The following is a 26978-nucleotide window of genomic DNA, read 5'->3' as shown; positions in this document are numbered from 1 at the left end:
GCAACAGCGCCAGCAGATAAGGTGCAAAGCTTCCTGCCATGAAACCTTCGCTAGTCCTCAAGATGGGCCAGCAGCTGACGATGACCCCGCAGCTGCAACAGGCGATCAAACTCCTCCAGCTCTCCACCCTGGACCTCCAGCAGGAAATTCAGGAAGCGCTTGAAGCCAACCCGATGCTGGAGCGCCAGGAAGACGGCGACGACTTCGACAACAGCGACCCACTGGCTGACGGTGATGAGCTGGCCAGCGCTCCCGCGCAGGAAATCACCTTCCAGGACGCGCCTGCCAACGCCGAACTCCCCGATGAGAACCAGTGGTCCGAGCAGATTCCCAGCGAGCTGCCCGTTGACACCGCCTGGGAAGACATCTACCAGACCAGCGCCAGCAGCCTGCCCAGCAACGACGATGACGAGTGGGACTTCACAGCCCGTACCTCGGCCGGCGAGAGCCTGCAAAGCCACCTGCTGTGGCAGCTCAATCTGGCGCCGATGTCGGACAAAGACCGCCTGATTGCCATGACACTGATCGACGCGATCAACAACGACGGTTATCTGGAAGAAACTCTGGAAGAGCTGCTGGAGAGCTTCGACCCTGAGCTGGATATCGAACTCGACGAAATCGAGGCCGTTCTGCACCGCATCCAGCAATTCGAGCCCGCCGGCATCGGCGCCCGTGACCTGCGCGAATGCCTCCTGCTGCAGCTACGCCAGCTTCCGCCGAGCACCCCCTGGCTGAAAGAGACCCAGCGCTTGGTCAGCGACCACCTCGACCTTCTCGGCAGCCGCGACTACAGTCAGATCATGCGGCGCATGAAGCTGCGAGAGGAAGAGCTGAAGCCTGCCATTGACCTGATTCAACGTCTCAACCCCCGCCCGGGTTCGCAGATCGAAAGCAGCGAACCCGAGTACGTGGTCCCCGACGTGATCGTGCGCAAGGACAGCGGTCGCTGGCTGGTCGAGCTGAATCAGGAAGCCATGCCCCGCCTGCGGGTCAACCCGCAATACGCCGGCATGGTCAAGCGCGCCGACAGCAGTTCCGACAACACCTTCATGCGCAATCAGTTGCAGGAGGCGCGCTGGTTCATCAAGAGCCTGCAGAGCCGTAACGAAACCCTGATGAAGGTGGCCACCCAGATCGTCGAGCATCAACGCGGTTTCCTCGAGTATGGCGAAGAGGCCATGAAGCCTCTGGTCCTGCATGACATCGCCGAAGCGGTAGGCATGCATGAATCCACCATCTCGCGGGTCACCACACAGAAATTCATGCACACCCCACGCGGTATTTTCGAGCTGAAGTACTTCTTCTCCAGCCACGTCAGCACCGCCGAAGGGGGCGAGTGTTCGTCCACCGCGATCCGCGCCATCATCAAGAAACTGGTGGCGGCGGAAAACGCCAAAAAGCCGTTGAGTGACAGCAAGATCGCTGGTTTACTGGAAGCACAGGGCATTCAAGTGGCCCGTCGCACCGTAGCCAAGTACCGCGAATCCCTCGGGATAGCGCCGTCGAGCGAACGCAAACGGCTGATGTGACGCGAGCACAATCAACGCACACGTATTCCGGCGGCAGGCCTTCCAGCCTGCCACTTTCCACGGGAAACAAGGAGAAAGCGGTATGCAAGTCAACATCAGTGGACACCAACTGGATGTGACCGACGCCCTGCGTGACTACATCGGCGAAAAGCTTGGCCGACTGGAGCGTCATTTCGACAAGATCACCAACGTTCAGGTGATCATGGAAGTCGAAAAGCTGAAGCAGAAAATCGAAGCCACCCTGCACATCGCTGGCGGTGAAATTGTCGCCAACGCTGAACACGACGATATGTATGCGGCGATCGACCTGCTCGCCGACAAGCTGGATCGTCAACTGATCAAACACAAAGAGCGCCTCGTCGAGCGACAACAAGGCGCCGGTGCCCGTTAAAAACCAATGATCCAATTGCAGACCATCCTGACCCCCGGCCGTTCCCTGGTGAACGTGCCGGGCGGCAGCAAGAAACGCGTACTCGAACAGATCGCCACCCTGGCCGCCCGCGACCTTGGCGAACTGGATGCGCACGATATCTTCGAAAGCCTGATAGCCCGCGAAAAACTCGGCTCAACCGGGTTTGGCAACGGTATCGCCATTCCTCACTGCCGCCTCAGCGGCTGCAGCAGTCCACTGTGTGCGGTTCTTCATCTGGAAACAGCCGTCGATTTCGACGCCATCGATGGCGCGCCGGTCGATCTGCTGTTTGTCCTGCTGGTACCGGAAGCGGCGACCGACGAACATCTGGAGCTGCTGCGCCAGATTGCCAGCATGCTTGATCGCGCCGACATCCGCGATCGTCTTCGTCAGGCCCAGGACAGCCAGGGTCTGTATCAGACAGTTGTCGACGCCCAGAACGGACTCTGAATCATGCGTCTGATCATCGTCAGCGGCCGCTCCGGCTCGGGTAAAAGCACCGCTCTCGATGTTCTGGAAGACAACGGTTTCTATTGCATCGACAACCTGCCCGCCGGGCTCCTGCCGGAGCTCGCGGAACGCGCGCTGGTGCATACCGAGCTGCTGCATCCGCAGGTCGCCGTGTCGATCGACGCGCGCAACCTGCCCAGCCATCTGCAGCGTTTCCCCGATCTGCTGGCCGAGGTCCGGGCAAGACATATCCAGGTCGATGTGCTGTTTCTCGATGCCGAAGAAAGCACCCTGCTCAAGCGCTTTTCGGAAACGCGCCGGCGCCACCCGCTGACCAATGAAAACCGTTCACTGGCCGAAGCCATTCGCGACGAGTCGACGCTGCTGCACCCGATTGCCGACCTGGCGGATCTGCGTCTGGACACCACCAGTCTCAACCTCTATCAGCTGCGCGACACGCTGCGCCTGCGCCTGCTGAACAAGCCCGAGCCCGGCACCGCCTTTCTGGTCGAGTCATTCGGTTTCAAGCGCGGCATGCCGGTCGATGCCGATCTGGTCTTCGACGTACGCTGCCTGCCCAACCCCTATTGGAAGCCCGAACTGCGCGAGCAGTCCGGTAGGGACGAGGCGGTCCGCGACTATCTCGCCGCACAGGCCGATGTCGAAGAAATGTACCAGGACATCCACGCCTACCTGCTGAAGTGGCTGCCGCGTTTTGCCGCCAGCAATCGCGCCTATGTGACCATCGCCATCGGCTGCACCGGCGGGCACCACCGCTCGGTGTACATCGCCGAACGCCTGGGTGCCGCCCTCAAACCCGCCCTGAAGAACGTACAGATTCGCCACCGCGATCTCAGCGAATAAGGATCGACGGCAATGCCCGCCTGCGAAATCACCATCATCAACAAACTCGGCCTGCATGCACGCGCGGCGGCCAAATTCGTCGGCGTAGCCAGCCAGTTCAGCTCCAACGTCCGCATAGGTCGCAGCGCTGAGAGCCAGGTCGACGGCAAGAGCATCATGGCCGTGATGATGCTGGCCGCCGGCAAGGGCACCAGCGTGCATCTACTGACCCAAGGTGAGGATGAAGAGGCGGCACTGGCGGCACTGATCGAACTGATCAACAACAGGTTCGACGAGGGCGAGTAGCGTCGCCTCCCATGAAAAAGGGCGCCTTTGGCGCCCTTTTTCATGGCCGCGCAGAACCTAGCTGCCGGCCACCATCATCCGCTCCAGCAGCACCGAGCCGGTGTGGATATTGCCTCGCCGCTCCACATCACCGCCAATCGCGACGATCTGCGCAAACATCTCGCGCAAGTTACCGGCGATAGTGACTTCATGGACGGGGAACTGGATCTCGCCATTTTCCACCCAGTAGCCCGCCGCCCCCCGCGAGTAGTCGCCCGTCACCAGATTCAGGCCCTGCCCCATCAACTCGGTAACCAGCAGGCCGCGCCCCATGCGCTTGAGCAGCGCGGTCTGGGACTCGTCGCCGTGACTGACCTGCAGGTTGTGCACGCCGCCGGCATTGGCCGTGCTGGGCATGCCCAGCTTGCGCCCGGAGTAGGTACCGAGGATGTAGCTGACCAGTTGCCCCTGTTCAACAAAGGGCTTGGCATAGGTCGCCAGACCGTCGCCATCGAACGCCGCGCTGCCCAGCGCGCCACGCAGATGCGGCAGCTCGTGGAGACTCAGCCAGTCGGGGAACACCTGCTGCCCCAGAGCCCCTTCGAGGAAGGAAGACTTGCGGTACAAATTGCCGCCGGAAATCGCGGCGAGAAAATGGCCAAAGAGGCCGGTAGCCAACTCCGCCGCGAACAGCACCGGCACTTCGCCTGTCGGAACGCTACGCGCGCCAAGCCGGGCCGCAGCGCGCTCCGCCGCGCGACGGCCGATCAGCTCGGCCGCCTGCAGATCGTCGCCACGGCGGGCCACGTCGTACCAGTAGTCGCGCTGCATCTGACCGGTGCTTTCGGCAATCATCACGCAGCTCAGACTGTGCCGGGTGCTGGCATAGCCGCCGATAAAACCATGACTGTTGCCATACACCCGGCAGCCCTGATGGGTGTTCAGGGTCGTGCCATCGGCCTTCTGCACCCGAGGATCAACGGCCATGGCCGCCTGCTCGCAACTCAGCGCCAGCTCCACGGCCCGCTCTGGTGGGAGCTCCCAGGGGTGGTAGAGGTCCAGCTCAACCTGCTCGCGGGCCATCAGTTCGGCATCCGCCAGACCGGCACACTCATCCTCGGAGGCGTGCCTGGCAATCGCCAGGGCCGCGGCCACCGTCTCGCGAATCGCCTCGGCGCCGCTGGCCGAGGTACTGGCCGAACCCTTGCGCTGACCGACATAGAGGGTCACGCCAAAACCCTGGTCGCGGTTGAACTCCACAGTCTCCACGTCGCCGTGACGCACCGTGGTAGACAACCCCTGCTCCAGCGAAACCGCCACCTCGCAGGCCGTCGCGCCCTGCCGTCGCGCCTCGGCAACAATCGCCTCGACCTGCTCCTGCAGGGCCGGCAAGGCCTGGGGTCCGACACTGGCAACTGCACTCATAACCTACTCCGTTCCACTGACCGCTGCGCGGCCGGGCCGGACAAGCCGGCCCTGACTGGTTATCATGGCGGCGTTCCCCACTGGATCCGCCCCATGTCTGAAATGTACGACGATGACTTCTCTGGCGAGAAGAGCAAAACCCAGGTCAAGCGCGAGCTGCATGCGCTGCAGGACCTGGGCGAACGCCTGACCACCCTCAAGCCTGAGCTGCTGAGCAAGCTGCCGCTCAGTGATGCCCTGCGCAAGGCGCTGGACGATGCGCCGAAGCACAAGGCGCACATCGCGCGCAAACGTCATATCCAGTACATCGGCAAACTGATGCGCAGCGCCGATGTCGAGGCGATTACCACGCTGATCGACCAGTTGGACGCCTCTACCCGCCAGTACAACGAACGCTTCCACGCCCTTGAGCGCTGGCGCGACCTGCTGCTGACCGGCAGCGATGAAGCGCTGAACAACTTTATCAACCAGTACCCGGACGCCGATGCCCAGCACCTGCGTCAGCTGCTGCGTCAGGCGCAACATGAAGCCGCGCAGAGCAAGCCACCGGCGGCCGCACGCAAGGTGTTCAAGTACATCCGCGAACTGGATGAAACCCAGCGCGGCCTGCGCTAGCCACTGCGACTCGCGGAACCGGTGCAGCATCAGGCCCCAGTTCCGCCTACGGTCATGGCATCAATCTTCAGGGTCGGCTGACCCACGCCCACCGGCACCGACTGACCATCCTTGCCACAGGTACCGACCCCGCTGTCCAGCGCCAGGTCGTTGCCGACCATCGACACCCGCCCCATCGCCTCCGGACCATTGCCAATCAGGGTCGCGCCCTTGACCGGAGTGGTGATGCGGCCATTCTCGATCAGGTAGGCCTCGCTGGTGGTGAAGACGAACTTGCCACTGGTGATATCCACCTGACCACCGCCGAGGCTGGCACAGTAGATACCCCGCTCCACCGACGCGATGATTTCCTGCGGATCACTCTGCCCGGCCAGCATGTAGGTATTGGTCATGCGCGGCATCGGCAGATTGGCGTAGGACTCGCGCCGGCCATTGCCGGTGGCCGCCACGCCCATCAGCCGGGCATTCAGCTTGTCCTGCATGTAGCCCTTGAGCACGCCGTTCTCGATCAGCGTGGTGCACTGGGTCGGCGTGCCCTCGTCATCCACGCTCAGTGAGCCGCGGCGATCGGCCAGGGTGCCGTCGTCGACGATGGTGCACAGGCTGGAAGCCACCTGCTCGCCGATGCGGCCACTGTAGGCCGAGCTGCCCTTGCGGTTGAAATCCCCTTCCAGACCGTGACCGACGGCCTCGTGCAGCAACACCCCGGACCAGCCCGGGCCGAGCACCACCGGCAATGTACCCGCCGGCGCCGGAACGGCTTCCAGATTGACCAGCGCCTGGCGCACCGCCTCGCGGGCATAGTCCATGGCGCGGTTCTGCTCGCTACCGGCCTTCTGCAGGAAGTAGCGGTAATCGGTACGGCCGCCACCGCCATGGCCACCGCGCTCGCGGCGACCATTCTGTTCGACGATGACACTGACATTGAAACGCACCAGCGGGCGGATATCCGCCGCCAGACTGCCATCCATGCCCGCCACCAGCACACGGTCCCAGACGCCGGCCAGGCTCACGGTCACCTGCTGAATGCGCGGATCGAAGGCACGCGTGGCCTGATCCACCTGTTTGAGCAACTCGACCTTTTCCGCACGGCTGAGCACATCCAGCGGATTGCCATCGATATACAGGGCCGGCACCGAAGCCGGTGCAAACGCCTGCACCCGCCCCTGCTGCCCGGCACGGGCAATGCTGCGGGCCGCGCGGGCCGCCTGGCGCAAAGCCTCGGCAGTGAGGCTGTTGCTGTAGGCAAAACCGGTCTTTTCACCGGACAGGGCACGCACACCGACACCCTGATCCAGGTGAAAGCTGCCCTCCTTGACGATGCCATCCTCCAGCATCCATGACTCGGACACCTGGCCCTGGAAATACAGGTCGGCCGCATCGATACCGGGGCCGGCCAGTTCACCCAGGATGCCCTGCAGCTGATCGAGATCGAGTCCGCCCGGGCTGAGCAACTGCTCGCTGACGATGGACAGGGGATTGTTCATGTTCACTCCGAAACGGCCATCGTGCGGTCGTTACTGGTAATACGGGAAATGGAAAAGCGCCGGTGCTGGCTGATCGGCATGCGCTGACGTATCTCTGCCTGAGCCTGGGCATCTCGCGCGCCCAGCAGCAGCGCCTCACCTTCAGGCTGCTCGGCCAGCACCACGCCCCAGGGATCGATGATGGCCGAGTGGCCAAAGGTCTGCCGCGGCCCCGGATGGGTGCCACCCTGATTGGCCGCCAGCACATAGCACTGCGTCTCGATGGCCCGGGCACGGGTCAATACCTGCCAGTGCGCCGCGCCCGTCACGGCGGTGAAGGCCGCAGGCACGCTGATCAGCTCGGCGCCCTGCTCACGCAGCGCGGTGTACAACTCGGGAAAGCGCAGGTCGTAGCACACCGACAACCCCAGACGCCCCACGGGCGTATCGGCCACCACCGCCTGACTGCCATGGGCATAGTCATCCGACTCACGGTAGCGACCGCGGCTGTCGGCCACATCGACATCGAACAGGTGCAGTTTGTCGTAGCGCGCCACGCGCTGACCCTGATCATCCAGCAGCAGCGAACAGGCATGCGGGCGCGCGTCGGGCTTAGCATCGGGCGGTAACGGGATGGTCCCCGCCACGAGCCACAGGCCCAGATCACGGCAGCTTTGACGCAGCCACGGCAGAATCGGTCCTTCACCGCGCGCCTCGGCCGCGCCCAATGCAGGCAGATCGCTGCGGCCGATGGCGGCAAAATTTTCCGGCAACACCGCCAGCCGCGCGCCGGCCTCTGCGGCTCGTTCCAGCAGACGCCGGGCATCACGCAGGTTCTGCGCAACGTCGGCCTGACTGACCATTTGAATTACTGCAATTGTCATGACGTCTCGACTTCATTCACCCTGACAGTCATCAGACTGACACAGGCAAGCACAGGCTGCTCAGGGTTTCTGCTGATCCGGTTTGAGGAAGCTGATCTGCGGATCCTGCCAGGGCCCGCTGACGTGGTATTTCACACTGGCCACGCGTGCCACCCGGTCACCGAGCAGCTTGTCGACCACGAACAGCGCCCCCCCGATGGCCGGAGCCCCGGCAATCAGGGCCGCCAGCGGCAGGTTGTTGCTGACCGGCAGCGACACCAGCAGCTTCGCATTGATCTGATCCCTGGCCATGTCCAGGGTGCCATTCAATTCGATCAGCGTGGAGGGCCCCTCGATGCGCAGCGGTTCGCGCGTGACAAATACCCCCTGCGGCCCTTCCAGGCGCACCTTCATCCGGTCATAGGCCAGGCCCTCACCGAACAGGTCGCTGAAATCCAGACGCAAGCGGCGGCCAATCGCGTTGAAGTTGAGCAGACCGAAGACCCGCAGGGCCTGCGCTCCGCCCTCGACATTACTGATAGCACCTTTACGCAGGCTGGCGTCCAGGGTTCCGGAGAACCGCTTGAGGCTCAGCCCGGCCGGCGAGCCGGGCCAGTCGCCGGCCACATCCAGGCGAAAATGCTCGCTGCTCACCGTGGGCGCATAGCCCCAGGCCGTCAGCACATCGCGCAGGTTGCCCCCGGCCAGACGCCCCTGATAGGTGGTACGCGAGCCGCCGGCCTCCTGGTTCCAGCTCAGCGAGCCGTTGAGCAGCATACCCTTGAGTTCCAGCTGCAGATCACTGAACTGACTGCCCTGCGTCTGCGGGCGTGCCTTGAAACGCCAGCTACCCAGTAGCTCGTTACCGTAAAGCACCTTGGCGATCTGCACATCCATCGCCGGCAGAATGCGCGGATCGACACTGCCAAGCGGGTCACTGCTCTCCACATCCACGCCCTTGAGCGCCTCAGACTTGGGCAGCGACAGATAATCCAGACTCACCTGCATCGGCTCGCCAGAAGCATCCGCCACACTCACCTTCCCCCTGGCCAGCGGACTGTCGACGCCCAGTTTCCAGGCGCCTTCAGCTCGCTGCAGGGTTACGCCAACCTGCTGCTGGTCAATGCCGAAGCCCCGGAAACGACCAATCTGCAGGGCGACATCGGCAGCCACAGTCGGACGCACGGCATTCTGCGCATAGGGTTTGAGCGCTGCCTGCCAGTCCTCCAGCGAGAACTCGGCCAGCTCGCCGCGCACACGCAGTCCGGCTTGTGCCGGCAGTATGGCCTTGCCCGGACCAATCACCACGGCAGTCGCGGCCCTGGCCCAGTCTCCCGGCGGCATTTGCATTACCAGGCTGAGCTGCTCCGGCTGCTCCAGCTGATAACGCCGCTGTGCGCCAGCCAGCGTCATGCGCCAGCGGGTCGTACGGCGCTCGTCAGCGGTCTTGCCAAAGGGTGGCGGCAAGTCGATGGCCAGCCCTCTAAGGTCACTGTCGAGCGTGAGAAGGCTGTCTGCTCCCTCGATATTGAGCTGCAACTGATAGGGCAATTCGCCGCGCAGTGGCAGCGGCTGGCTGACCGCCAGCCAATCCAGTACCGGTTTCAAGGGGGCCCGGCCCTGTACTTCAATGCGTGTGCGCTGCCGCCCGGCGCTGCCCTCAGCACGAATGCGGCCACGCACCTCATGTTCCAGAACCCGCGCCGACACCGCCTGAGCACTGAGTCCCTTGGCCAGGTCAAAGTTGAAATCGCCCTTGATGCGGCTCAACGACAGCACAGGATTGCTCAGCTGCAAACTGGCATCCTCGCTGCTAAAGGCCACCTGTACACCCGGCGCGGCACCGGCTGCCAGCGGGATATCCAGTTGCAGCTTGGCGCTCAGCGCGCCCTGACCACGCCAGTCGGCAAAATCCTGATTGGGGATCGGCGCCTCGCGCAGCGTGCGCAGGGCATCTTCCACACTGCTGTCCAGATCCGCCTGAAGCAGCAGACGAGGTACCTGCCCGGCGGCAACATGAGGCACCCGGGCCACTGCCTGGCGTACCCGACTGTCATGCAACTGGCCGCTGCTGACGCGCACCTGCACGCCACTGTCTTCGACCCAGACTTCACCGGCCGCCTGGCGCAGAGCCGGCCAGCCCGGCTGATAATCCAGCTCTGCCTCGCTGACCTTGAAGTAGAGGCCAATACTGCTGGCGGCCGGGTCTGCACCTTTCATCAGTGAGCCCTGGTACTCGAAGACCCCCTCTTCGATACGTGCCCCCCGGATGGCTTCATCCAGCCACTTGGCCAGTTCAGGGCTGAAGCCTGGCGAACGGCTCGGCAGGTATTTCTTGGCCGCCTGCGCCTGCCCCTGACGCAGGCCGACCCGCAGGTCCATGTAGTCCTCGGCCTGCGCATCACGCATCAGGCGCACGGTGAAATCACCGGCCAGTTCGCCCTCGTCGCCACGCAGGCGCAGGTAGGGACTGTTGAGCACCAGCTCCTGCTCGTTCAGCTGCCATTTGAGCAGTGCGCCGGCCTCGTGGTAGCGCCAGAGCTCGGGGAACAGCGTGGCAAAATGCAGACCGAACGCCTCGCTGGCCAGACGCAGTTGTCCCTGCTGCAAATCGCCGCTGACGCTGCCACTGACATTTTCCGCCGCCGGCGCCCCCTCCCAGGCAGAGACACCGACCTGCTCCAGATTAGCGGCAAACTCCAGACGCTTGGCCCCTTCCCGCTGGGGGCGCCAGTCCACCTGCAGGTTGCTCAGGGTGCCCCGCGGGCGCAGCGCCTTGAGCACTTCCCGGGCCTTGTCCGGCAGCGGCGCCAGCGCATTCACCGCATGGGCAATCGGCGCCAGCTGCAGCTCATCGGCGCTGATGCGCCATTCGGCCTGCACCTCATCGGTTTCATGCTGATGTTCGACACCCACCACCACCGGCCCCCAGCGCCGCTGGTCGTAGGTCAAGCCCAGCTCTTCGACAACGAAGCGGTAGCCCGTGTCGGTGTGACGGAAGTGCGCGGTAAAGCCCAGGTCGCTGAACTGCTGCGGGGTGTAGCTGGCATGACTGGCCTTGACGCTGGGTAAATGCAGGCGGGCCACGGCGCCCTGAAGACGGCCCTGCCAGTCCAGCCACAGCTCACCGCCGCCCTTGAGTTCGGCAAAGCGCCAGTCACGCAACAGTTGTTGCGGCAGCCACTGCGCCCAGTTGCTTTGCGGCAGACTCAGGTAGAGCTGCGCCGGCGACTGCTGCCAGTTCTTCAGGTCCGGCCGCACCTTGAGCTGCAGGGCCAGGGGCTGACCATCCGGCAGGGTTACCCGGGCATCCAGGTGCAGGCGCCTTCCCGTGTGCAGGGTAAAGCCCAGATAGGTCAGGCTCAGCGGCTCCGCGCCCTGGCGCTGAATGATCAGTTGGCTGTCGAGCAGAGTCAGGTGCTGGATCATGCCCAGCGCCGCCAGCAGTTGCTGCGGCTCCAGCGCCGCCCCGGGCTGACGGCTGGGCAAGCCCTGCAACTGCCAGTCACCCGCGGCATCCTGCGCCACGCGTAATTGCAGGCCTGCCAGCTCAACATGCCGTAGGCGCGGCGCACGAGTCAGCAGACTGTCGAGAACGGCCGGTACCACGGCAATCTGCTGCAGTTGCAGGCCCTGCTGCCCGTCGCCCAGTTCGACGTCGTACGCCACCAGACGCGGCGCCAGGCCGCTCCACTCACCCTGCAGGCGACCGATACGCACCGGCAGCCCCAGCGCCTGACTGGCCCGCTGCTCAACCTCGTCGTGATATTCGGCAACCAGCGGTGCCAGTTCGCGCCCGAGGCTGACATAGAGCGCCAGCAACACCAGAACAAACGCGGCCAGACCGAGCAGGCCACGCAGCAGGCGGATCAGCCAGAGCCCCAGACGGCTCATGCCGCAGCGCCCTCAAACGGCATCAGAGCAGCACCACGTCATACTGTTCCTGGGAGTACATGGCCTCGACCTGGAACTTGATCGGTCGGCCGATGAAAGCCTCCAGATCGGCGACATTGCCCGACTCCTCGTCGAGCAGGCGGTCGATCACCTTCTGGTTGGCCAGCACCCGGTAGCCCTCGGCCTGGTAGGCCCGCGCCTCACGCAGAATCTCGCGGAAGATCTCGTAGCAGATGGTCTCGGCGGTCTTCAGAGTGCCACGCGCCTGACAGCTCGGGCACGGCTCGCAGAGCACCTGCAGCAGGCTCTCGCGGGTGCGCTTGCGGGTCATCTGCACCAGCCCCAGCTCGGTGATGCCGATGATGTTGGTCTTGGCATGGTCACGTTCGAGCTGCTTCTCCAGAGTGCGCAGCACCTGGCGCTGATGCTCTTCATCTTCCATGTCGATGAAGTCGATGATGATGATGCCACCGAGGTTGCGCAGGCGCAGCTGACGGGCAATGGCCGTGGCCGCCTCGAGATTGGTCTTGAAGATGGTCTCTTCCAACGTGCGATGGCCGACGAAAGCGCCGGTGTTCACATCGATGGTGGTCATCGCCTCGGTCGGGTCGATGATCAGGTAGCCACCGGACTTCAGCAGCACCTTGCGTTCCAGCGCCTTCTGGATTTCATCCTCGACGCCATACAGATCAAAGATCGGCCGCTCGCCCGGGTAATGCTCCAGACGGTCAGCCACCTCGGGCATCAGCTCATCGACGAACTGGGTGACTTTCTGGAAGGTCTCGCGCGAATCAATGCGGATCTTCTCGATGCGCGAATTGACCAGATCACGCAGGGTGCGCAGAGCCAGCGACAGGTCTTCATAGATCACCGAGGGCGTCTTGGCCGTCTGCATCTGGCTTGAAATCTGCTGCCACAGGCGGCGCAGATAGCGGATATCGGCGAGGATATCCTCGGCCTTGGCGCCATCGGCGGCCGTGCGCAGGATAAAGCCGCCCGCCTCCTCGATGCCTTCGGCTGCCACACAGTCGGTCACCACCTTCTTCAGGCGCTCGCGCTCGGCTTCGTCTTCGATCTTCAGGGAAATGCCGACATGGGCAGTGCGCGGCATATACACCAGATAGCGCGAAGGAATCGACAGCTGCGTGGTCAGGCGCGCGCCCTTGCTGCCGATCGGGTCCTTGGTCACCTGTACCACCAGGCTCTGCCCCTCATGCACCAGAGCGCTGATGGACTCCACGGCACTGCCTTCACGGCTGGATATCTCGCCGGCATGGATGAACGCCGCGCGTTCCAGGCCGATATCGACGAAGGCCGCCTGCATGCCCGGCAGCACACGAACCACCTTGCCTTTATAGATGTTGCCGACAATGCCGCGCTTTTGCGTACGCTCGACGTGAACTTCCTGCAGCACGCCGTTTTCCACCACCGCAACGCGGGACTCCATCGGGGTGATGTTGATCAGAATCTCTTCGCTCATGCTCAGCTCACATCTGCCAGCAGGGGATGCCGAATTCGGCCAGTAGACTGGCAGTTTCGCACAGCGGCAGGCCGACCACAGCCGAATAACTACCACTCATGCCGGCTACGAACACAGCCCCCAGCCCCTGAATGGCATAGCTGCCGGCCTTGTCCAGCGGCTCGCCACTGGCCCAGTAGGCTTCAGCCTGAGCCGGGCTGATAGCAGCAAAGCGCACCTGACTGGCCACTACCACGGAGGCCGAGCGCGTGGCTGAACACAGAGCAACAGCCGTCAGCACCTGATGCTCACGCCCGGACAACGCAGCCAGCATGGCCAGCGCATCGGCGCGGTCCTGCGGTTTGCCGAGTATCCGCCCGTCCAGCACCACCGCCGTATCGGCGCCCAGCACCACCGCCCCGGCATCCTGCTGCAGCTGCTGCAGACCAGCCTGCGCCTTCTCCAGCGCCAGCCGCTCGACATAGGCAGCGGGATCTTCGGCCTCACGTGGGGTTTCATCGATGCTCGCGCTGACCCGCTGGAAGGGCACGGCGATCTGGCCGAGCAACTCGGCGCGGCGCGGCGAGGCCGACGCAAGGAACAGGGTGGGCATGAACATCTCCTTGTCGGCGCCGCCAGCGGGTCGTCAGCTGACCTGCAGTCGTACGCGCAGGCCACGCAGCAGGGTATGCACCCAGGGCCAGAGCAGCGCGCTGATCAGCACCGGATAGAGGAATTTCAACGCCTCCGGCGGACGATTGCCCGCCAGAGCGAACAACCACAGCTGCACCAGCTGCGGGATACCGAACAGCACCAGCAACACCACACTCTGTTGCCATAACGGGAATAGGCGCAGACGCTGATGCAGGGTCAGTACGAAAAAGGTGGTCAGCATCAGCACCAGAGCGTTCTGCCCCAGCAGGCTGCCATAGAGCACATCAGCAAACAGGCCGAACAGCCAAGCCGTCACCATGCCCACCCGGTGCGGCAGGGCCAGTACCCAGTAGGTGATAAACAGTGCCAGCCACAGCGGGCGGCCCGCCTCGAGAAAGGCAGGCATCGGCGCCACCGAAAGCAGCAACGCCAACACCAGACTGAGCCAGATCACCCAGCCGTTGCGCGATCTAGTCACGACCATTGTGGTTCTCCCCTGTGGCGGCCGGGGCAGCAGGCGCCGCTGCGGTGCCAGGTGCCGGTGCCGGTGCCGGTGCCGGTGCCGGTGCCGAGGCTGCAGCCTCCTGTTTTGCTGCAGCATCGCGGTCAGCGGCTTCCTGAGCCTCCGCCGAGTCGGTGGCACGCTGCTCGGGCGAGCGCTGGTCACTGAACACCAGCAACAGATAGCGGCTGCGGCTCAGGGCGGCAGTCGGCTCGGCACGGACAATGGCAAACGGCTGACCCGAGTCACGCACCACTTCCTTGACGACCGCCACCGGGTAACCCGCCGGGAAGCGCTGCCCCAGGCCGGAGCTGACCAGCAGATCACCTTCCTTGATGTCGGCCGTGTCGGCGACATGCCGCAACTCGATCAGTCCCGGGTTGCCCGTGCCGTTGGCAATGGCGCGCAGACCATTGCGGTTGACCTGCACCGGAATGCCGTGGGTGGCGTCGGTCAGCAGCAGCACGCGCGCACTGTAGGGCATGACCTCGACCACCTGGCCCATCAGGCCACGGGCGTCAAGCACCGGCATGCCCAGAGTCACGCCGTCCTTGCTGCCCTTGTCGATAATCACGCGTTGGGTAAAGGGATTGGGGTCGACACCGATCAGCTCGCTGACCAGTACCTGCTCATCGACCAGCTCGGCGGAATTGAGCAGCTCACGCAGGCGCACATTCTGCTCGGTCAGCGCCGCCAGCTTCTGCAGGCGCCGCTGCAGCAGCAGAGCCTCGGCCTTGAGCTTCTCGTTCTCGGCCAGCAGTTCGCTGCGACTGCTGATCGACTGGGTCATGTCGTCCCACAGGCGATTGGGCAGATCGGCCAGCCAGTACAGCGGCGTGGTGAGCAGACCGATCTGGCTGCGCAGCGGCTTGAGGGTATCGAAGCGCGCATCCACCACCATCAGGCTGACCGACAGCACGGTGAGCACCAGCAGGCGCACCCCGAGCGAAGGACCTTTCACGAATAGCGGTTTGATAACGGCATCTCCCATTGCGCGTCAGCACAAATGCAAAGCCGGAAGTCAGGCTTCCGGCTTCGGTATTGCAGCGCCAGGCTTACTCGGTGGAGAGCAGTTCCAGCGTGTGGCGCTCCATCATTTCCAGCGCCTTGCCGCCACCGCGGGCCACGCAGGTCAGCGGATCCTCGGCGACGATCACCGGCAGACCGGTTTCCTGCGACAGCAGCTTGTCCAGATCACGCAGCAGCGCACCGCCACCGGTCAGCACCAGACCACGCTCGGCGATGTCGGCAGCCAGTTCCGGCGGCGACTGCTCCAGAGCGCTCTTGACCGCCTGAACGATGGTCGCCAGCGACTCCTGCAGCGCTTCGAGCACTTCGTTGGAGTTCAGGGTGAAGCTGCGCGGTACGCCTTCGGCCAGGTTGCGGCCGCGCACGTCGATTTCGCGCACTTCGCCGCCCGGGAAGGCGGTGCCGATTTCCTGCTTGATGCGCTCGGCAGTGGATTCACCGATCAGCGAACCGTAGTTGCGGCGCACGTAGGTGACGATGGCTTCGTCGAAGCGGTCGCCGCCGACACGCACGGATTCGGCATAGACCACACCGTTCAGGGAGATCAGCGCGATCTCGGTAGTACCACCGCCGATGTCGACAACCATCGAACCACGCGCCTCTTCCACCGGCAGGCCGGCGCCGATGGCAGCAGCCATCGGCTCATCGATCAGATACACCTCGCGGGCACCGGCACCGAGGGCCGATTCCTTGATGGCACGACGCTCGACCTGAGTCGACTTGCACGGCACGCAGATCAGCACGCGCGGCGACGGCTGCAGGAAGCTGTTCTCGTGGACCTTGTTGATGAAGAACTGCAGCATTTTCTCGCACACGCTGAAGTCGGCGATCACGCCGTCCTTCATCGGGCGGATGGCCTGGATGTTGCCCGGGGTACGGCCGAGCATGCGCTTGGCTTCGGTACCGACCGCCACCACGCTCTTCTGCGTGCCGACGTTGCGAATGGCGACCACGGAAGGCTCGTTGAGGACGATGCCGCGCTCGCGCACATAGATCAGGGTGTTGGCGGTACCCAGGTCGATCGACAGATCGCTGGAAAACATGCCACGCAGTTTCTTGAACATGGGATGAAAAACCCTAGACAGAGCGTGAAAAAACGCTGGGTAAAAAAGTGCGGCAAACTCTATCAACCGGCAGCCTTTTGGGCAACCCGCGCGCTGTGGTAGATTGCCTGTTTTTCCGGGCCTGTTCGGCCCGTCAGCACGGCGTTTGACCGCCTGCCTGGCACATAGTTGCCCTGCCTGTTTTTTGCCTGGTCACTCGCAGGCCTTCCTTTGGAGACTCCCGATGGCGCTTGAACGCTCCGACGTGGAAAAAATCGCCCATCTGGCCCGCCTGGGCCTGACCGAGGCGGAAGTTCCGCAAACCACCGACACCCTCAACAACATCCTCGGTCTGATCGACGCCATGCAGGCCGTCGATACCACCGGCATCGAGCCGCTGGCTCACCCGCTGGAAGCCACCCAGCGTCTGCGCGCCGACGTGGTGACCGAAACCAACCAGCGCGAGGCCTACCAGGCCATTGCCCCGGCCGTGGAAAGCGGCCTGTACCTGGTGCCGAAGGTGATCGAGTAATGAGCATGCATGAACTGACCCTGCGCCAGATCGCCAGCGGCCTGGCCAACAAGGACTTCTCCGCCACCGAGCTGACGCAAAACCTGCTGTCACGCATCCAGGCGGTCGATCCGCAGCTGAACAGCTTCATCACCGTCACCGAAGAGCTGGCCCTGAGCCAGGCCAGAAGCGCCGATGACCGCCGCGCGGCCGGCGAAAGCGGCGCGCTGCTCGGCGCACCAATCGCCCACAAGGACCTGTTCTGCACCCAGAGCGTGCTGACCAGCTGCGCCTCGAAGATCCTCAGCGGCTTCAAGGCGCCCTATAACGCCACCGTGGTCGAAAAGCTCGCGAGCGCCGGGACCGTGACCCTGGGCAAGCTGAACATGGACGAATTCGCCATGGGCTCGGCCAACGAATCCAGCCACTACGGCGCGGTGAAGAACCCCTGGGACCTGACCCGCGTACCGGGCGGTTCCTCCGGCGGCTCGGCCGCTGCAGTGGCTGCGCGCCTGATTCCTGCTGCGACCGGCACCGACACCGGCGGCTCGATCCGCCAGCCGGCGGCACTGACCAACCTGACCGGCCTCAAGCCCACCTACGGCCGCGTTTCGCGCTGGGGCATGATCGCCTACGCCTCCAGCCTCGACCAGGGCGGCCCGCTGGCCCGCAACGCCGAGGACTGCGCCCTGCTGCTGCAGGCCATGGCCGGCTTCGACCCCAAGGACTCGACCAGTGTCGATCAGCCGCTGGATGACTACCTGGCAGCCCTCGACAAGCCGCTGGCCGGCCTGCGTATCGGTCTGCCCAGGGAATACTTCGGCGCCGGCCTCGACGCGCGTATCGGCGAGAAGGTACTGGCCGTGGTCGAAGAGCTGAAAAAGCTCGGTGCCACAGTGAAGGACATCTCCCTGCCGAACATGCAGCATGCGATTCCGGCCTATTACGTGATCGCCCCGGCAGAAGCCAGCTCCAACCTGTCGCGCTTCGACGGTGTGCGCTTCGGCTACCGCTGCGAAAACCCGGTCAACCTCGAAGACCTGTACAAGCGCTCGCGCGGCGAAGGCTTCGGCGCCGAAGTGAAACGCCGCATCATGGTCGGCACCTACGCCCTGTCGGCCGGCTACTACGACGCCTACTACATCAAGGCCCAGCAGATCCGCCGGCTGATCAAGAACGACTTCGTCGCGGCCTTCAACGAGGTCGACCTGATCATCGGCCCGACCACACCGAACCTGGCCTGGAAGATCGGCGAGAAGAATGCCGACCCGGTTTCGGCCTACCTGGAAGACATCTACACCATCACCGCCAACCTGGCCGGCATTCCGGGGCTGTCCATGCCCGCCGGCTTCGTCGACGGCCTGCCGGTCGGCGTGCAGCTGCTGGCGCCCTACTTCCAGGAAGCACGCCTGCTCAACGTGGCCCATCAGTACCAGCAGGTCACTGACTGGCACCGCCAAGCCCCGACCGGATTCTGAGGACGACCGCAATGCAATGGGAAACCGTGATCGGGCTGGAAATCCACGCCCAGCTCAGCACCCAATCGAAGATTTTCTCGGCCAGCGCCACCACCTTCGGCGCCGAGCCCAACACTCAGGCCAGCCTGGTTGACCTGGGCATGCCCGGCACCCTGCCGGTGCTCAATGCCGAGGCCGTGCGCATGGCGGTGAAATTCGGCCTGGCGATCGACGCCGAACTGGGCCGCACCAACGTGTTCGCACGCAAGAACTACTTCTACCCGGACCTGCCCAAGGGCTACCAGACCAGCCAGATGGACCATCCGGTGGTTGGCAAAGGCCACCTGGACATCACCTTGGAAGACGGCACCGTCAAGCGCATCGGCATCACCCGCGCACATCTGGAAGAGGACGCCGGCAAGAGCCTGCACGAAGACTTCCACGGCATGAGCGGCATCGACCTCAACCGCGCCGGCACCCCGCTGCTGGAAATCGTCTCCGAACCGGATATCCGCTCGGCGAAAGAGGCGGTCGCCTATGTGAAATCCATTCACGCACTGGTCCGCTACCTCGGCATCTGCGACGGCAACATGGCCGAAGGCTCGCTGCGCTGCGACTGCAACGTCTCGGTACGTCCCAAGGGCCAGGCCGAGTTCGGCACCCGCGCCGAGATCAAGAACGTCAACTCGTTCCGATTCATCGAAAAGGCCATCAACCACGAGATCCAGCGTCAGATCGAGCTGATCGAGGATGGCGGCAAGGTGGTGCAGGAAACCCGCCTGTACGACCCGAACAAGGACGAGACCCGCTCCATGCGCGGCAAGGAAGAAGCCAACGACTACCGTTACTTCCCCTGCCCCGACCTGCTGCCGGTGGTACTGGAAGACAGCTTCATCGAGGAAGTCCGCAGCCAGCTGCCGGAGCTGCCGACTCAGAAACGCGAGCGCTTCCAGAGCCAGTACGGCCTGTCGGCCTACGACGCCACCGTACTGTCGGCCAGCCGCGAGATGGCCGAATACTTCGAGCAGGTCGCAGCGGTCTGCGGCGACGCCAAACTGGCCGCCAACTGGGTGATGGGCGAGCTTTCCAGCCTGCTCAACAAGGACGGCCTGGAGATCGAGCAGTCGCCTGTTTCCGCCCAGCACCTGGGCGAGATGATCCTGCGCCTGAAGGACGGCACCATCAACGGCAAGGCCGCGAAAACTGTATTCGCCGCCATGGCCGAGGGTGAAGGCTCGCCCGACGCGATCATCAAGGCCAAGGACCTGGTGCAGAACACCGACAGCGGCGCCGTCGAGAAGCTGCTCGACGAAGTGCTGGCGGCCAACGCCGAGCAGGTCGAGCAGTACCGCGCCAGCGACGAAGCCAAGCGTGGCAAGATGTTCGGCTTCTTCGTCGGCCAGGCCATGAAGGCCGCCAAGGGCAAGGCCAACCCGGCGCAAGTGAACGAACTGCTGAAGAAAAAGCTCGAGTCCTGAGCCTGAATCAACGCCGGGTTCGCCCGGCGTTGCTTTGTCCGGAGACCGCCATGCACAAGCCCCTCGCTGCCCTGCTACTGTTCAGCCTGCTCGCCGGTTGCGCCCGACAGCTTCCGGTAGAGCCCGTCACCACTCCGGTTGTGACACCCAAGCCGGTTGCACAGGCGGCGCCGCCGGTCCGGCCCCAGCCCCGCTACCAACTGATCGGCCAGGGCAAGGCCTCCTACTATGCCGCCCGCCTGAACGGCCGGCGGACTGCCAGTGGCGAGCGACTGGACAACGCCGATCTGACCGGGGCCCACCGCGAACTGCCGTTCGGCAGCCTGGTACGGGTGACGAACCTGGCCAATCAGCAGTCGGTGATCGTCCGCATCAACGATCGTGGCCCGCACGGCGGCGGGCGCATCATCGACGTATCACGTCAGGCAGCCGAGCAACTGGGCATGCTGCGCAGCGGTACCGCGCAGGTCAAACTGGAACAACTGGGCGACTGAAGCAGTCAGCAACAGTGCCAGACAGCAACAGCAAAGGTTGTTGAGTACTCTGGCCGGCTACCCGTGAGGACTTACACATGACCTTGATGACATTCGTCTATCTGATCGCCGGCCTGGCGCTGCTGGTGGCCGGTGCTGAAGTACTGGTCCGCGGGGCCGCCAAGCTGGCCGCACAGTTCGGCATCCCTCCCCTGATCATCGGCCTGACCGTTGTCGCCTTCGGCACCAGCGCCCCGGAAACCGCAGTCAGCGTGCAGGCTGCCCTGGATGGAAAGGGCGACCTGGCCATCGGCAACGTGGTCGGCAGCAACATCGCCAACGTGCTGTTTATCCTCGGCCTGACGGCGCTGATTGCTCCATTGCTGGTTTCACGCCAGCTGATTCGTCTGGATGTGCCGATCATGATCGGCGCCAGCCTGATCACCTATGCCCTGGCCTGGGATGGCAGCCTCAGCCGCCTCGATGGCGCCGTGCTGTTCGCCGGCATCCTGGCCTACACCGCGTTTTTGATCATCATCAGCCGTCGCGAGAAACAGGCCGCGGCCGGTGACGAGTTCGAGGATGAGTACGGCCTGCACGAAACGCCAAAACCCTATGCCTGGGCCATCAACGCAGCACTGGTGATCGCCGGCCTGGCCCTGCTGGTGGGCGGCGCTAACTTCCTGGTCGAAGGCGCCGTGCAGCTGGCCCGCGCCCTGGGCATGTCGGAACTGGTAATCGGCCTGACCGTGGTGGCCGTCGGCACCTCGCTGCCGGAGCTGGCCACCTCGGTGATGGCCGCCATCAAAGGCGAGCGCGACATCGCCGTGGGCAATATCGTCGGCAGCAACATTTTCAACCTGCTCTGCGTACTGGGCCTGGCATCGCTGGTGTCGCCCGCCGCCATCCCGGTAGCAGCCAATGCCCTGGCCTTCGACTTCCCGGTGATGATTGCGGTGGCCATCGCCTGCCTGCCGATCTTCTTCAACGGCTACTCGATCAACCGCTGGGAAGGCGTCCTGTTCGTCGCCTACTACGCGCTCTACACCACCTACCTTGTATTCAACAGCAGCGGCGCGCCCTGGCTCGATGCCTTCCAGCAAGCCATGCAGACCTTCGTCCTGCCGCTGACCGCCATCACCCTGGCGGTGATCGGTGCCCGCGCCTGGCATCGCCAGCGCTGAATCTGGAGTAGCACGATGAGTGACAACCGCAAACACGGCGAACAGGTACGCCGCGAGGTAATGGGCGATGCGTTCGTCGACCGCGCCCTCAACAATGCCACCGACTTCACCCAGCCACTGCAGGACTTCGTCAACGAGCATGCCTGGGGTGGCGTCTGGACTCGCGGTGTGCTGGAGCGCAAGACCCGCAGCCTGATTACTCTGGCTGCGCTGACCGCGCTGAAGTGCCCGCAGGAGCTCAAGGGCCACGTACGCGGCGCACTGAACAATGGCTGTACGGTGGAAGAAATCCGCGAAGCGCTGCTGCACTGCGCGGTGTATGCCGGCGTCCCCGCCGCCATCGATGCGTTCCGCGCAGCTCAGGAAGTCATCGACGAGCACCAGAAAAGTAATTGAGCCTACCCGAGCACCGATGCTCTCTAGACTGTGATAAAGCGAGGCTGATGCCAGACGCACACCGTCCAAGCCAGAAGAATGTGCGCATGAAACACCTGATCGCTCTATTGATTGCCCTGCATGCCGGCCTGGGTGGGGGCATAGCACGAGCAGACAACATTATCTGGCTGAACTCTGAGTTCCCACCCATGGCCATGAGCCAGGGCCCCCATGCTAATCAAGGCTATATCAATGTGTTGGCGACTTACCTCGCCGGCAGACTGCCCCAGCACCAGTTTGGCGAGCAAGTCGTACCCTGGCAGCGAGCCATGCACATGGCCGAAAAGGGCGGTCCGTACTGCCTGCTTGCAGCGTTCCAGACGCCAGAGCGAGAAACCTATCTGCGCTTCAGCAAACCCTATGGCTACGTCTTCCCGCTCGGCTTGGTCACGCGGCGCGCGCAACGCGAAGCCTTTACCAAGTACCTCAATGCCGATGGAAAAATCCAACTGGGGCGCCTGCTGCAGGACCCGAACTTACGACCCGGCATTGCCAACCAGCGCAGCTACGGCAGCCTGATCGATAACCTGCTGAAACGCGCCAACCATTCGCAGGCAGCGCCTATTTCACAGATATACCAAAGCGAATCCACCAGCGGCCTGTTCAGCATGCTCGACTACCAGCGGATCGATTACACCTTCAGCTATCCCGGCGAACTGGTGTACTTCTCCTCTCGCCATCAGGACCTGCAGTTCTATCTGATCGAAGGCAACGACCGCCTGCTCCCAGGGCGCCTGAGCTGCACACGCAGCCCACAAACCGACCGGGCCTTTACCGACCTGAGTGAAGCGCTGAAGAGCAACCACCATCAAGAGCTACTGAGAAACAGCTACGAGCGCTGGCTGCCCGAATATCTGATCGAACCCTACCACCGCATGCTCGAAGAACTACCGCGAGAGTAATTCGGCGTCCTCAGCGCCGTACCGGGCGCTTCTGTAGCTTGCGCTGCAAGGTGCGTCGGTGCATGCCCAGAGCGCGAGCCGTGGCGGAGATGTTTCCGTCATGCTCAGCGAGCACACGCTGGATGTGCTCCCACTGCAAGCGGTCCACCGACATGGGGTTTTCCGGCACCAGGCTTTCCAGATCGGCATGCTCGGAGAGCAGCGCAGTCAGCACGTCATCAGCATCGGCAGGCTTGCACAGATAGTTGCAGGCCCCACGTTTAATCGCCTCTACCGCGGTAGCAATGCTCGAATACCCGGTCAGGATCACCACCCGCATCTCGGCATCCAGCTCCAGCAGTTTGGGCAGCAGCACCAGACCAGAATCACCCTCCATTTTCAGATCCAGCACGGCGTAATCCGGCAGATCGGCCTTGGCAATAACCAAACCCTCCTCAGCCGAGTTGGCCACACTCACACGCAGGCCACGCCGGTCCATGGCCCGCGCCATGACCCGGGTGAAGGTCGGATCATCATCTACCAGCAGCAGATGGGGTTGTTCTTCACCTTCGAGCAGATGCTCTTCGCTCATGCTGATTCCTCTCTGTGCATCCGTCAGGATAGCCCGAACGAACGCGGCAACTTCAATTCTGTGAGGGTGCCACCCTCTTCATGGTTGTACAGTTTCACTGTTCCGCCGGCACGCGTCACGCTGGCCTGACTGAGAAACAGGCCGAGACCGAAGCCCTTGCCCTTGGTAGTGAAAAACGGGCGCCCCAGTTGTTCGGCAATGGCCAGCGGCACACCGGCTCCCTGGTCACGGATACCCAGCACAACCCACTGATGATCCCAGTTGAGCTGGATATCGAGTTTGTCCGGGCAGGCATCGGCGGCGTTGTTGAGCAGATTGAGCAGTGCCTGGGTCAGGTCGGCCGGTGGCATCAAGCGCGGTGCAGCCCCCACACCAAGACACTGGTAGCGGTAGGTCGCCTCCGGGCGCATCAGGTGCCAGCGATTAAGAGTCGACTCCAGCCACTGCACAGCAGTCTGCTCGACTACCGCCTGCCGGCGGTCGGCCTCAGCGGCGCGCACCAGTTGCTGCAGGGTGTCCTTGCACAGCTTGACCTGCTCTTGCAGCAGCGCCAGATCATCCTGCAAGGCCGGCTCGTGGCGATGTTCCTGGCGCAACTCCTTGAGCAGCACGCTCATGGTCGCCAACGGCGTACCCAGTTCATGAGCAGCACCAGCCGCCTGAGTAGCAACGGCCAGCAATTGCTGGTCACGCATGTGCTCCTCGCGCCGTTCGGCCTGCAACTGGTCCTGTCGTCGCAGAGCACCGGCCATCTTGACCACGAAGAAGGTGATGAAGGCCGCGGATAGCGCAAAGTTCAGCCACATGCCGAACAGGTGCAGACTGATCATCAGCGCCTCATGCTCGACACCTTGCAGGTGCAGCGGGTGATACCAGATCAGCAGTGCGGTATAGCCCGACAGAGCCAAGCCGCTGAGCACCATGGAGTAAATCCACGGCAGGGTCGCGGCAGCAATGGTCAGCGGCACCAGGTAATAGGACACGAAGGGATTGGTCGAGCCGCCGCAGAAATACAGCAGCACGCTGTGAATGATCAGGTCGCCGGCCAGTTGCACGGCATATTCCTGTTCGGTCACCGGCCACGGCCCGCGCAAGCGCAGAACCGTAAGCAAGCACAGACTCGCCGAAAGGCCGAGGGTAATGCCGATCGGCAACCAGGGCAGCGGCAAAAGATCGGAAAGCCAGGCAAAGCCGACCGAGCCGGCCTGGGCAGCCAGCACCAGGATGCGGATCAGAGTCAGGCGCCAGAGATTCTGGCGGCTGGCAGATAGCAACTGAACGGGTGTGTACATGGCGTCTCCGGTAAGTGGCCGCGAGTATAACCAAGGCACCGGAATGCATCCGTTGCCCTGCGGCAACAAACCGCAGGCTGAACCACAAGCATTTTCCTGTGTCTGCTAACCAGCCGTTGAACAAGCTGATGGCCGAAACGTATTTTTTCTAGGTTCGGTTAACCCGTCTGCCTTCAAAACAGCGTCTACTCATATGACCGCCGCTTGCGGCACGCCTCCAAAGGAGCTGGCATGATTCCGTCTACCCGTCTTTATGTCCTGCTGTTCCCTGCTGCCCTGCTCGTCAGTACGGCACAGGCCGATAACCTGCACTACAACCAAGTCAGCCTGCGCACCGAGGTCAGCCAGGAAGTGCCCCATGACCTCATGCAGGTCATCCTGTACAGCGAAGCGCAGGACAATGATCCAGCCAAACTGGCAGCGAGCATCACCGAGAATCTGAACAAGGCCATCGCCCAAGCCCGGCAGAGCAAGGGGGTTCAAGTGAGCCTGGGGAGCCGCCATAGCTACCCGGTATACAGTGATAACGGTGAACACATCAGTGCCTGGCGCGAGCGGGCTGAGCTGCGATTGGAAAGCGCCCAGTTCTCTCAACTGTCCAAGCTCACCGGTGAACTGCTGCAGCAACTGAAAATGGGCGGTATGACCTTCAGCATTGCCGACAGCACACGCCAGGCCAGCGAAGATGCGCTGATCAAAACCGCAGTGGAGAGCTTCAAGGCCCGCGCTCAACTGACCAGCGAAACGCTGGGCGGTAATGCCTACAAAATCGTCAACCTCAGTTTCAACAGTGGATTCCAGCCACCAATGCCAGTGCGTATGGCAGCCATGAAAGGGATGGCCATGAACGAGGCGGCTCCGGCGCCTGAAATCGAGGCAGGCAGCAGCAAAGTTACGCTCAGCGTCGATGGTGTCATCGAGGTACAAATGCCCTGAACGGTGAGCAAGCCGGGAATTCTAGCGATCGACCGGCAAAGGCCTCCCTGCCTCGACACGCGTGATGAAAACAGCATCTGAGCCCTGATGGTCATTCGGCGAGAAGGCCACCGAGAAACCGCCCAAGTCGACCCGTAGAAACGACAATGCCTGGATCAGCGCTTTACGGGTCGGCTGAGGCCCCGCTTCGCGAAGAGCCGCTACGAAAACCGCCGCATCAATGTAGCCCTCCAGCGAGGCGTAACCGATATCAGCTGCCGGCACATCGGTCTGATACTGCCGGATCAGTGCCAAGTGGCGGTCGTAGGGTGAGGGTACTACTTGGCTGATATAAACCCCGTCGCCTGCCAACCCTGCCTCACGAATGAGATGATCAGTACCCACAAAGGAAACCGTAAAAAAGCGAGCCTTCAAACCACTGACTCGTGCCTGGCGAATAGCAGCAGCCAACTGCTTATAGGTGCCGACAAAAAAGATCGCCTCCGGCTGACTGCGCTTGAGCTCAGCCACAGCCTTTGCCACATCCAAAGAGTTGCGCTGCACACGTGCTTCGCTATGAATCGTAAGTTCGCGGCGCTGCAGCGCCCCGACTAGCCCGCTCTTCACCGTCTCGCCAAAGGAATCATCCTGCATCAACAGGGCGACCTTGCGCAGACCGAGGTTGCCAGTCATCCGCTCAACCATGACCTCGGCTTCATCGAAGTAGGAAGCGCGCACATTGAATACCCACTCATGCACCGGCCGGCGCAGCACTTCGGCTCCCGTAAAAGGAAACAAATAGGGAACCTCGGCCTGAAGAGCAATCGGCATGGCCGCGCGAGACGTTGGCGTACCGACATAGCCGAACAGGGCAAATACCGAACCGGACGCAATCAGTTGGCGAGTGTGTTCGGCCGTTTGAACGGGCTCATAACTGTCATCCCGTAGCAGCAGACTGATCTTTCGCCCATGAACGCCGCCAGCCGCATTGACCCGGGCAAAATATGCCTGAGCCCCGGCATGCATACCCTGTCCGAGTCCAGCAGCTGGGCCACTCTGGGCATTGACCATCCCCAGCCGAATCTCGTCATCACTCACGCCATCCTCTGCCTTGAGCCCGCTGGCGAGCAGCATGCTCAACAGCGCAGAAACTACCCAGAGACCAGCAGCACGGCCCAGGCGACAAAACGAAGGAAGGTGGCGCAACACTGACGACATGCAGCTCTCACTGGTGATGGATGGCGACCGCCATTGCAGTCTGGCTGAAACCTCGTGTTTGTGCACGAATCGC

General features: G+C 63.1%; 26 protein-coding genes. 14 read left to right on the top strand and 12 right to left on the bottom strand.

All coding sequences use genetic code 11. The annotated features are described in order from the left end of the window. Window positions 1-38 precede the first annotated feature (38 nt). The 5 genes from CK486_RS11560 (at window position 39) to CK486_RS11540 (ending at window position 3540) form a co-directional block, all read left to right on the top strand. Entirely contained in the window at window positions 39-1529 is a 1491-nt protein-coding gene (locus CK486_RS11560) for an RNA polymerase factor sigma-54 (protein ID WP_095940451.1), read from the top strand. A gap of 82 nt (window positions 1530-1611) precedes the next feature. Next, the gene (gene hpf / locus CK486_RS11555; protein WP_095940450.1) at window positions 1612-1920 is read left to right on the top strand and encodes a ribosome hibernation-promoting factor, HPF/YfiA family; all 309 of its coding nucleotides are present in this window, start codon (window positions 1612-1614) and stop codon (window positions 1918-1920) included. 6 nt (window positions 1921-1926) lie between these two features. After that, a complete protein-coding gene (gene ptsN / locus CK486_RS11550) occupies window positions 1927-2391 on the top strand; it encodes a PTS IIA-like nitrogen regulatory protein PtsN (protein ID WP_095940449.1) in 465 nt (154 codons plus the stop codon). 3 nt (window positions 2392-2394) lie between these two features. Beyond that, window positions 2395-3255: an RNase adapter RapZ gene (gene rapZ, locus CK486_RS11545; RefSeq protein WP_095940448.1), complete on the top strand. Its 861-nt coding sequence runs from the start codon at window positions 2395-2397 to the stop codon at window positions 3253-3255. 12 nt (window positions 3256-3267) lie between these two features. Beyond that, window positions 3268-3540 (top strand): HPr family phosphocarrier protein, encoded by a 273-nt coding sequence (locus CK486_RS11540; RefSeq protein ID WP_095940447.1) that lies wholly within the window; start codon window positions 3268-3270, stop codon window positions 3538-3540. 57 nt (window positions 3541-3597) lie between these two features. On the opposite strand, the gene pmbA is transcribed toward CK486_RS11540, so the two are convergent. After that, on the bottom strand, window positions 3598-4944 hold the full coding sequence (gene pmbA, locus CK486_RS11535; RefSeq protein WP_095940446.1) for a metalloprotease PmbA: 1347 nt from the start codon (window positions 4942-4944) through the stop codon (window positions 3598-3600). A 93-nt stretch (window positions 4945-5037) separates the two neighbouring features. Between pmbA and yjgA the strand changes: the two genes are divergently transcribed. Further along, window positions 5038-5559, top strand: coding sequence for a ribosome biogenesis factor YjgA (yjgA, locus tag CK486_RS11530; protein ID WP_095940445.1), 522 nt, complete (start codon window positions 5038-5040; stop codon window positions 5557-5559). A gap of 29 nt (window positions 5560-5588) precedes the next feature. Here yjgA and tldD read toward each other — a convergent pair whose 3' ends face one another. The 8 genes from tldD to mreB form a co-directional block, all read right to left on the bottom strand. After that, window positions 5589-7046, bottom strand: coding sequence for a metalloprotease TldD (tldD, locus tag CK486_RS11525; protein ID WP_095940444.1), 1458 nt, complete (start codon window positions 7044-7046; stop codon window positions 5589-5591). A gap of 2 nt (window positions 7047-7048) precedes the next feature. After that, window positions 7049-7909, bottom strand: a complete 861-nt coding sequence (locus CK486_RS11520) for a carbon-nitrogen hydrolase family protein (protein WP_095940443.1) — start codon at window positions 7907-7909, stop codon at window positions 7049-7051. Window positions 7910-7969: 60 nt separating this feature from the next. Then, a complete protein-coding gene (locus CK486_RS11515) occupies window positions 7970-11782 on the bottom strand; it encodes a YhdP family protein (RefSeq protein WP_095940442.1) in 3813 nt (1270 codons plus the stop codon). A gap of 22 nt (window positions 11783-11804) precedes the next feature. Beyond that, a complete protein-coding gene (rng, locus tag CK486_RS11510) occupies window positions 11805-13262 on the bottom strand; it encodes a ribonuclease G (RefSeq protein WP_095940441.1) in 1458 nt (485 codons plus the stop codon). Between the two features lie 7 nt (window positions 13263-13269). Further along, window positions 13270-13854 (bottom strand): nucleoside triphosphate pyrophosphatase, encoded by a 585-nt coding sequence (locus tag CK486_RS11505; RefSeq protein WP_095940440.1) that lies wholly within the window; start codon window positions 13852-13854, stop codon window positions 13270-13272. Between the two features lie 33 nt (window positions 13855-13887). Continuing rightward, the gene (gene mreD / locus CK486_RS11500) at window positions 13888-14379 is read right to left on the bottom strand and encodes a rod shape-determining protein MreD (RefSeq protein ID WP_095940439.1); all 492 of its coding nucleotides are present in this window, start codon (window positions 14377-14379) and stop codon (window positions 13888-13890) included. After that, window positions 14366-15388, bottom strand: coding sequence for a rod shape-determining protein MreC (gene mreC / locus CK486_RS11495; protein WP_095940438.1), 1023 nt, complete (start codon window positions 15386-15388; stop codon window positions 14366-14368). The genes mreD and mreC overlap by 14 nt, the downstream gene beginning before the upstream one ends. A 64-nt stretch (window positions 15389-15452) precedes the next feature. Continuing rightward, window positions 15453-16490, bottom strand: coding sequence for a rod shape-determining protein MreB (gene mreB, locus CK486_RS11490; RefSeq protein ID WP_095940437.1), 1038 nt, complete (start codon window positions 16488-16490; stop codon window positions 15453-15455). Window positions 16491-16713: 223 nt separating this feature from the next. On the opposite strand from mreB, the gene gatC reads away from it, so the two are divergent. From gatC to CK486_RS11455, 7 genes are all read left to right on the top strand, one after another. After that, window positions 16714-17001 (top strand): Asp-tRNA(Asn)/Glu-tRNA(Gln) amidotransferase subunit GatC, encoded by a 288-nt coding sequence (gene gatC, locus CK486_RS11485; protein ID WP_095940436.1) that lies wholly within the window; start codon window positions 16714-16716, stop codon window positions 16999-17001. A gap of 5 nt (window positions 17002-17006) precedes the next feature. Next, the gene (gene gatA, locus CK486_RS11480; RefSeq protein WP_095940653.1) at window positions 17007-18458 is read left to right on the top strand and encodes an Asp-tRNA(Asn)/Glu-tRNA(Gln) amidotransferase subunit GatA; all 1452 of its coding nucleotides are present in this window, start codon (window positions 17007-17009) and stop codon (window positions 18456-18458) included. A gap of 11 nt (window positions 18459-18469) precedes the next feature. Further along, window positions 18470-19915, top strand: coding sequence for an Asp-tRNA(Asn)/Glu-tRNA(Gln) amidotransferase subunit GatB (gene gatB, locus CK486_RS11475; RefSeq protein WP_095940435.1), 1446 nt, complete (start codon window positions 18470-18472; stop codon window positions 19913-19915). Window positions 19916-19965: 50 nt separating this feature from the next. Beyond that, complete coding sequence (locus CK486_RS11470) at window positions 19966-20409, top strand: septal ring lytic transglycosylase RlpA family protein (protein ID WP_095940434.1); 444 nt, start codon at window positions 19966-19968, stop codon at window positions 20407-20409. 77 nt (window positions 20410-20486) lie between these two features. Further along, window positions 20487-21572, top strand: coding sequence for a calcium/sodium antiporter (locus CK486_RS11465; protein WP_095940433.1), 1086 nt, complete (start codon window positions 20487-20489; stop codon window positions 21570-21572). Between the two features lie 15 nt (window positions 21573-21587). Next, window positions 21588-21968: a carboxymuconolactone decarboxylase family protein gene (locus CK486_RS11460; RefSeq protein WP_095940432.1), complete on the top strand. Its 381-nt coding sequence runs from the start codon at window positions 21588-21590 to the stop codon at window positions 21966-21968. Window positions 21969-22054: 86 nt separating this feature from the next. Further along, complete coding sequence (locus CK486_RS11455; protein WP_176481698.1) at window positions 22055-22909, top strand: TIGR02285 family protein; 855 nt, start codon at window positions 22055-22057, stop codon at window positions 22907-22909. A gap of 10 nt (window positions 22910-22919) precedes the next feature. Here CK486_RS11455 and CK486_RS11450 read toward each other — a convergent pair whose 3' ends face one another. Beyond that, on the bottom strand, window positions 22920-23480 hold the full coding sequence (locus tag CK486_RS11450; protein WP_095940430.1) for a response regulator transcription factor: 561 nt from the start codon (window positions 23478-23480) through the stop codon (window positions 22920-22922). Window positions 23481-23503: 23 nt separating this feature from the next. Further along, entirely contained in the window at window positions 23504-24772 is a 1269-nt protein-coding gene (locus CK486_RS11445; protein ID WP_095940429.1) for an ATP-binding protein, read from the bottom strand. A 231-nt stretch (window positions 24773-25003) separates the two neighbouring features. Between CK486_RS11445 and CK486_RS11440 the strand changes: the two genes are divergently transcribed. Beyond that, window positions 25004-25708, top strand: a complete 705-nt coding sequence (locus CK486_RS11440; protein ID WP_095940428.1) for an SIMPL domain-containing protein — start codon at window positions 25004-25006, stop codon at window positions 25706-25708. A gap of 21 nt (window positions 25709-25729) precedes the next feature. On the opposite strand, the gene CK486_RS11435 is transcribed toward CK486_RS11440, so the two are convergent. Next, window positions 25730-26905 (bottom strand): ABC transporter substrate-binding protein, encoded by a 1176-nt coding sequence (locus tag CK486_RS11435; protein WP_095940427.1) that lies wholly within the window; start codon window positions 26903-26905, stop codon window positions 25730-25732. Window positions 26906-26978 lie beyond the last annotated feature (73 nt).

The organism is Pseudomonas sp. HAR-UPW-AIA-41 (genome assembly GCF_002304225.1).
Classification (GTDB): domain Bacteria; phylum Pseudomonadota; class Gammaproteobacteria; order Pseudomonadales; family Pseudomonadaceae; genus Aquipseudomonas.
This window is presented reverse-complemented; position numbering and strand designations above follow the sequence as displayed.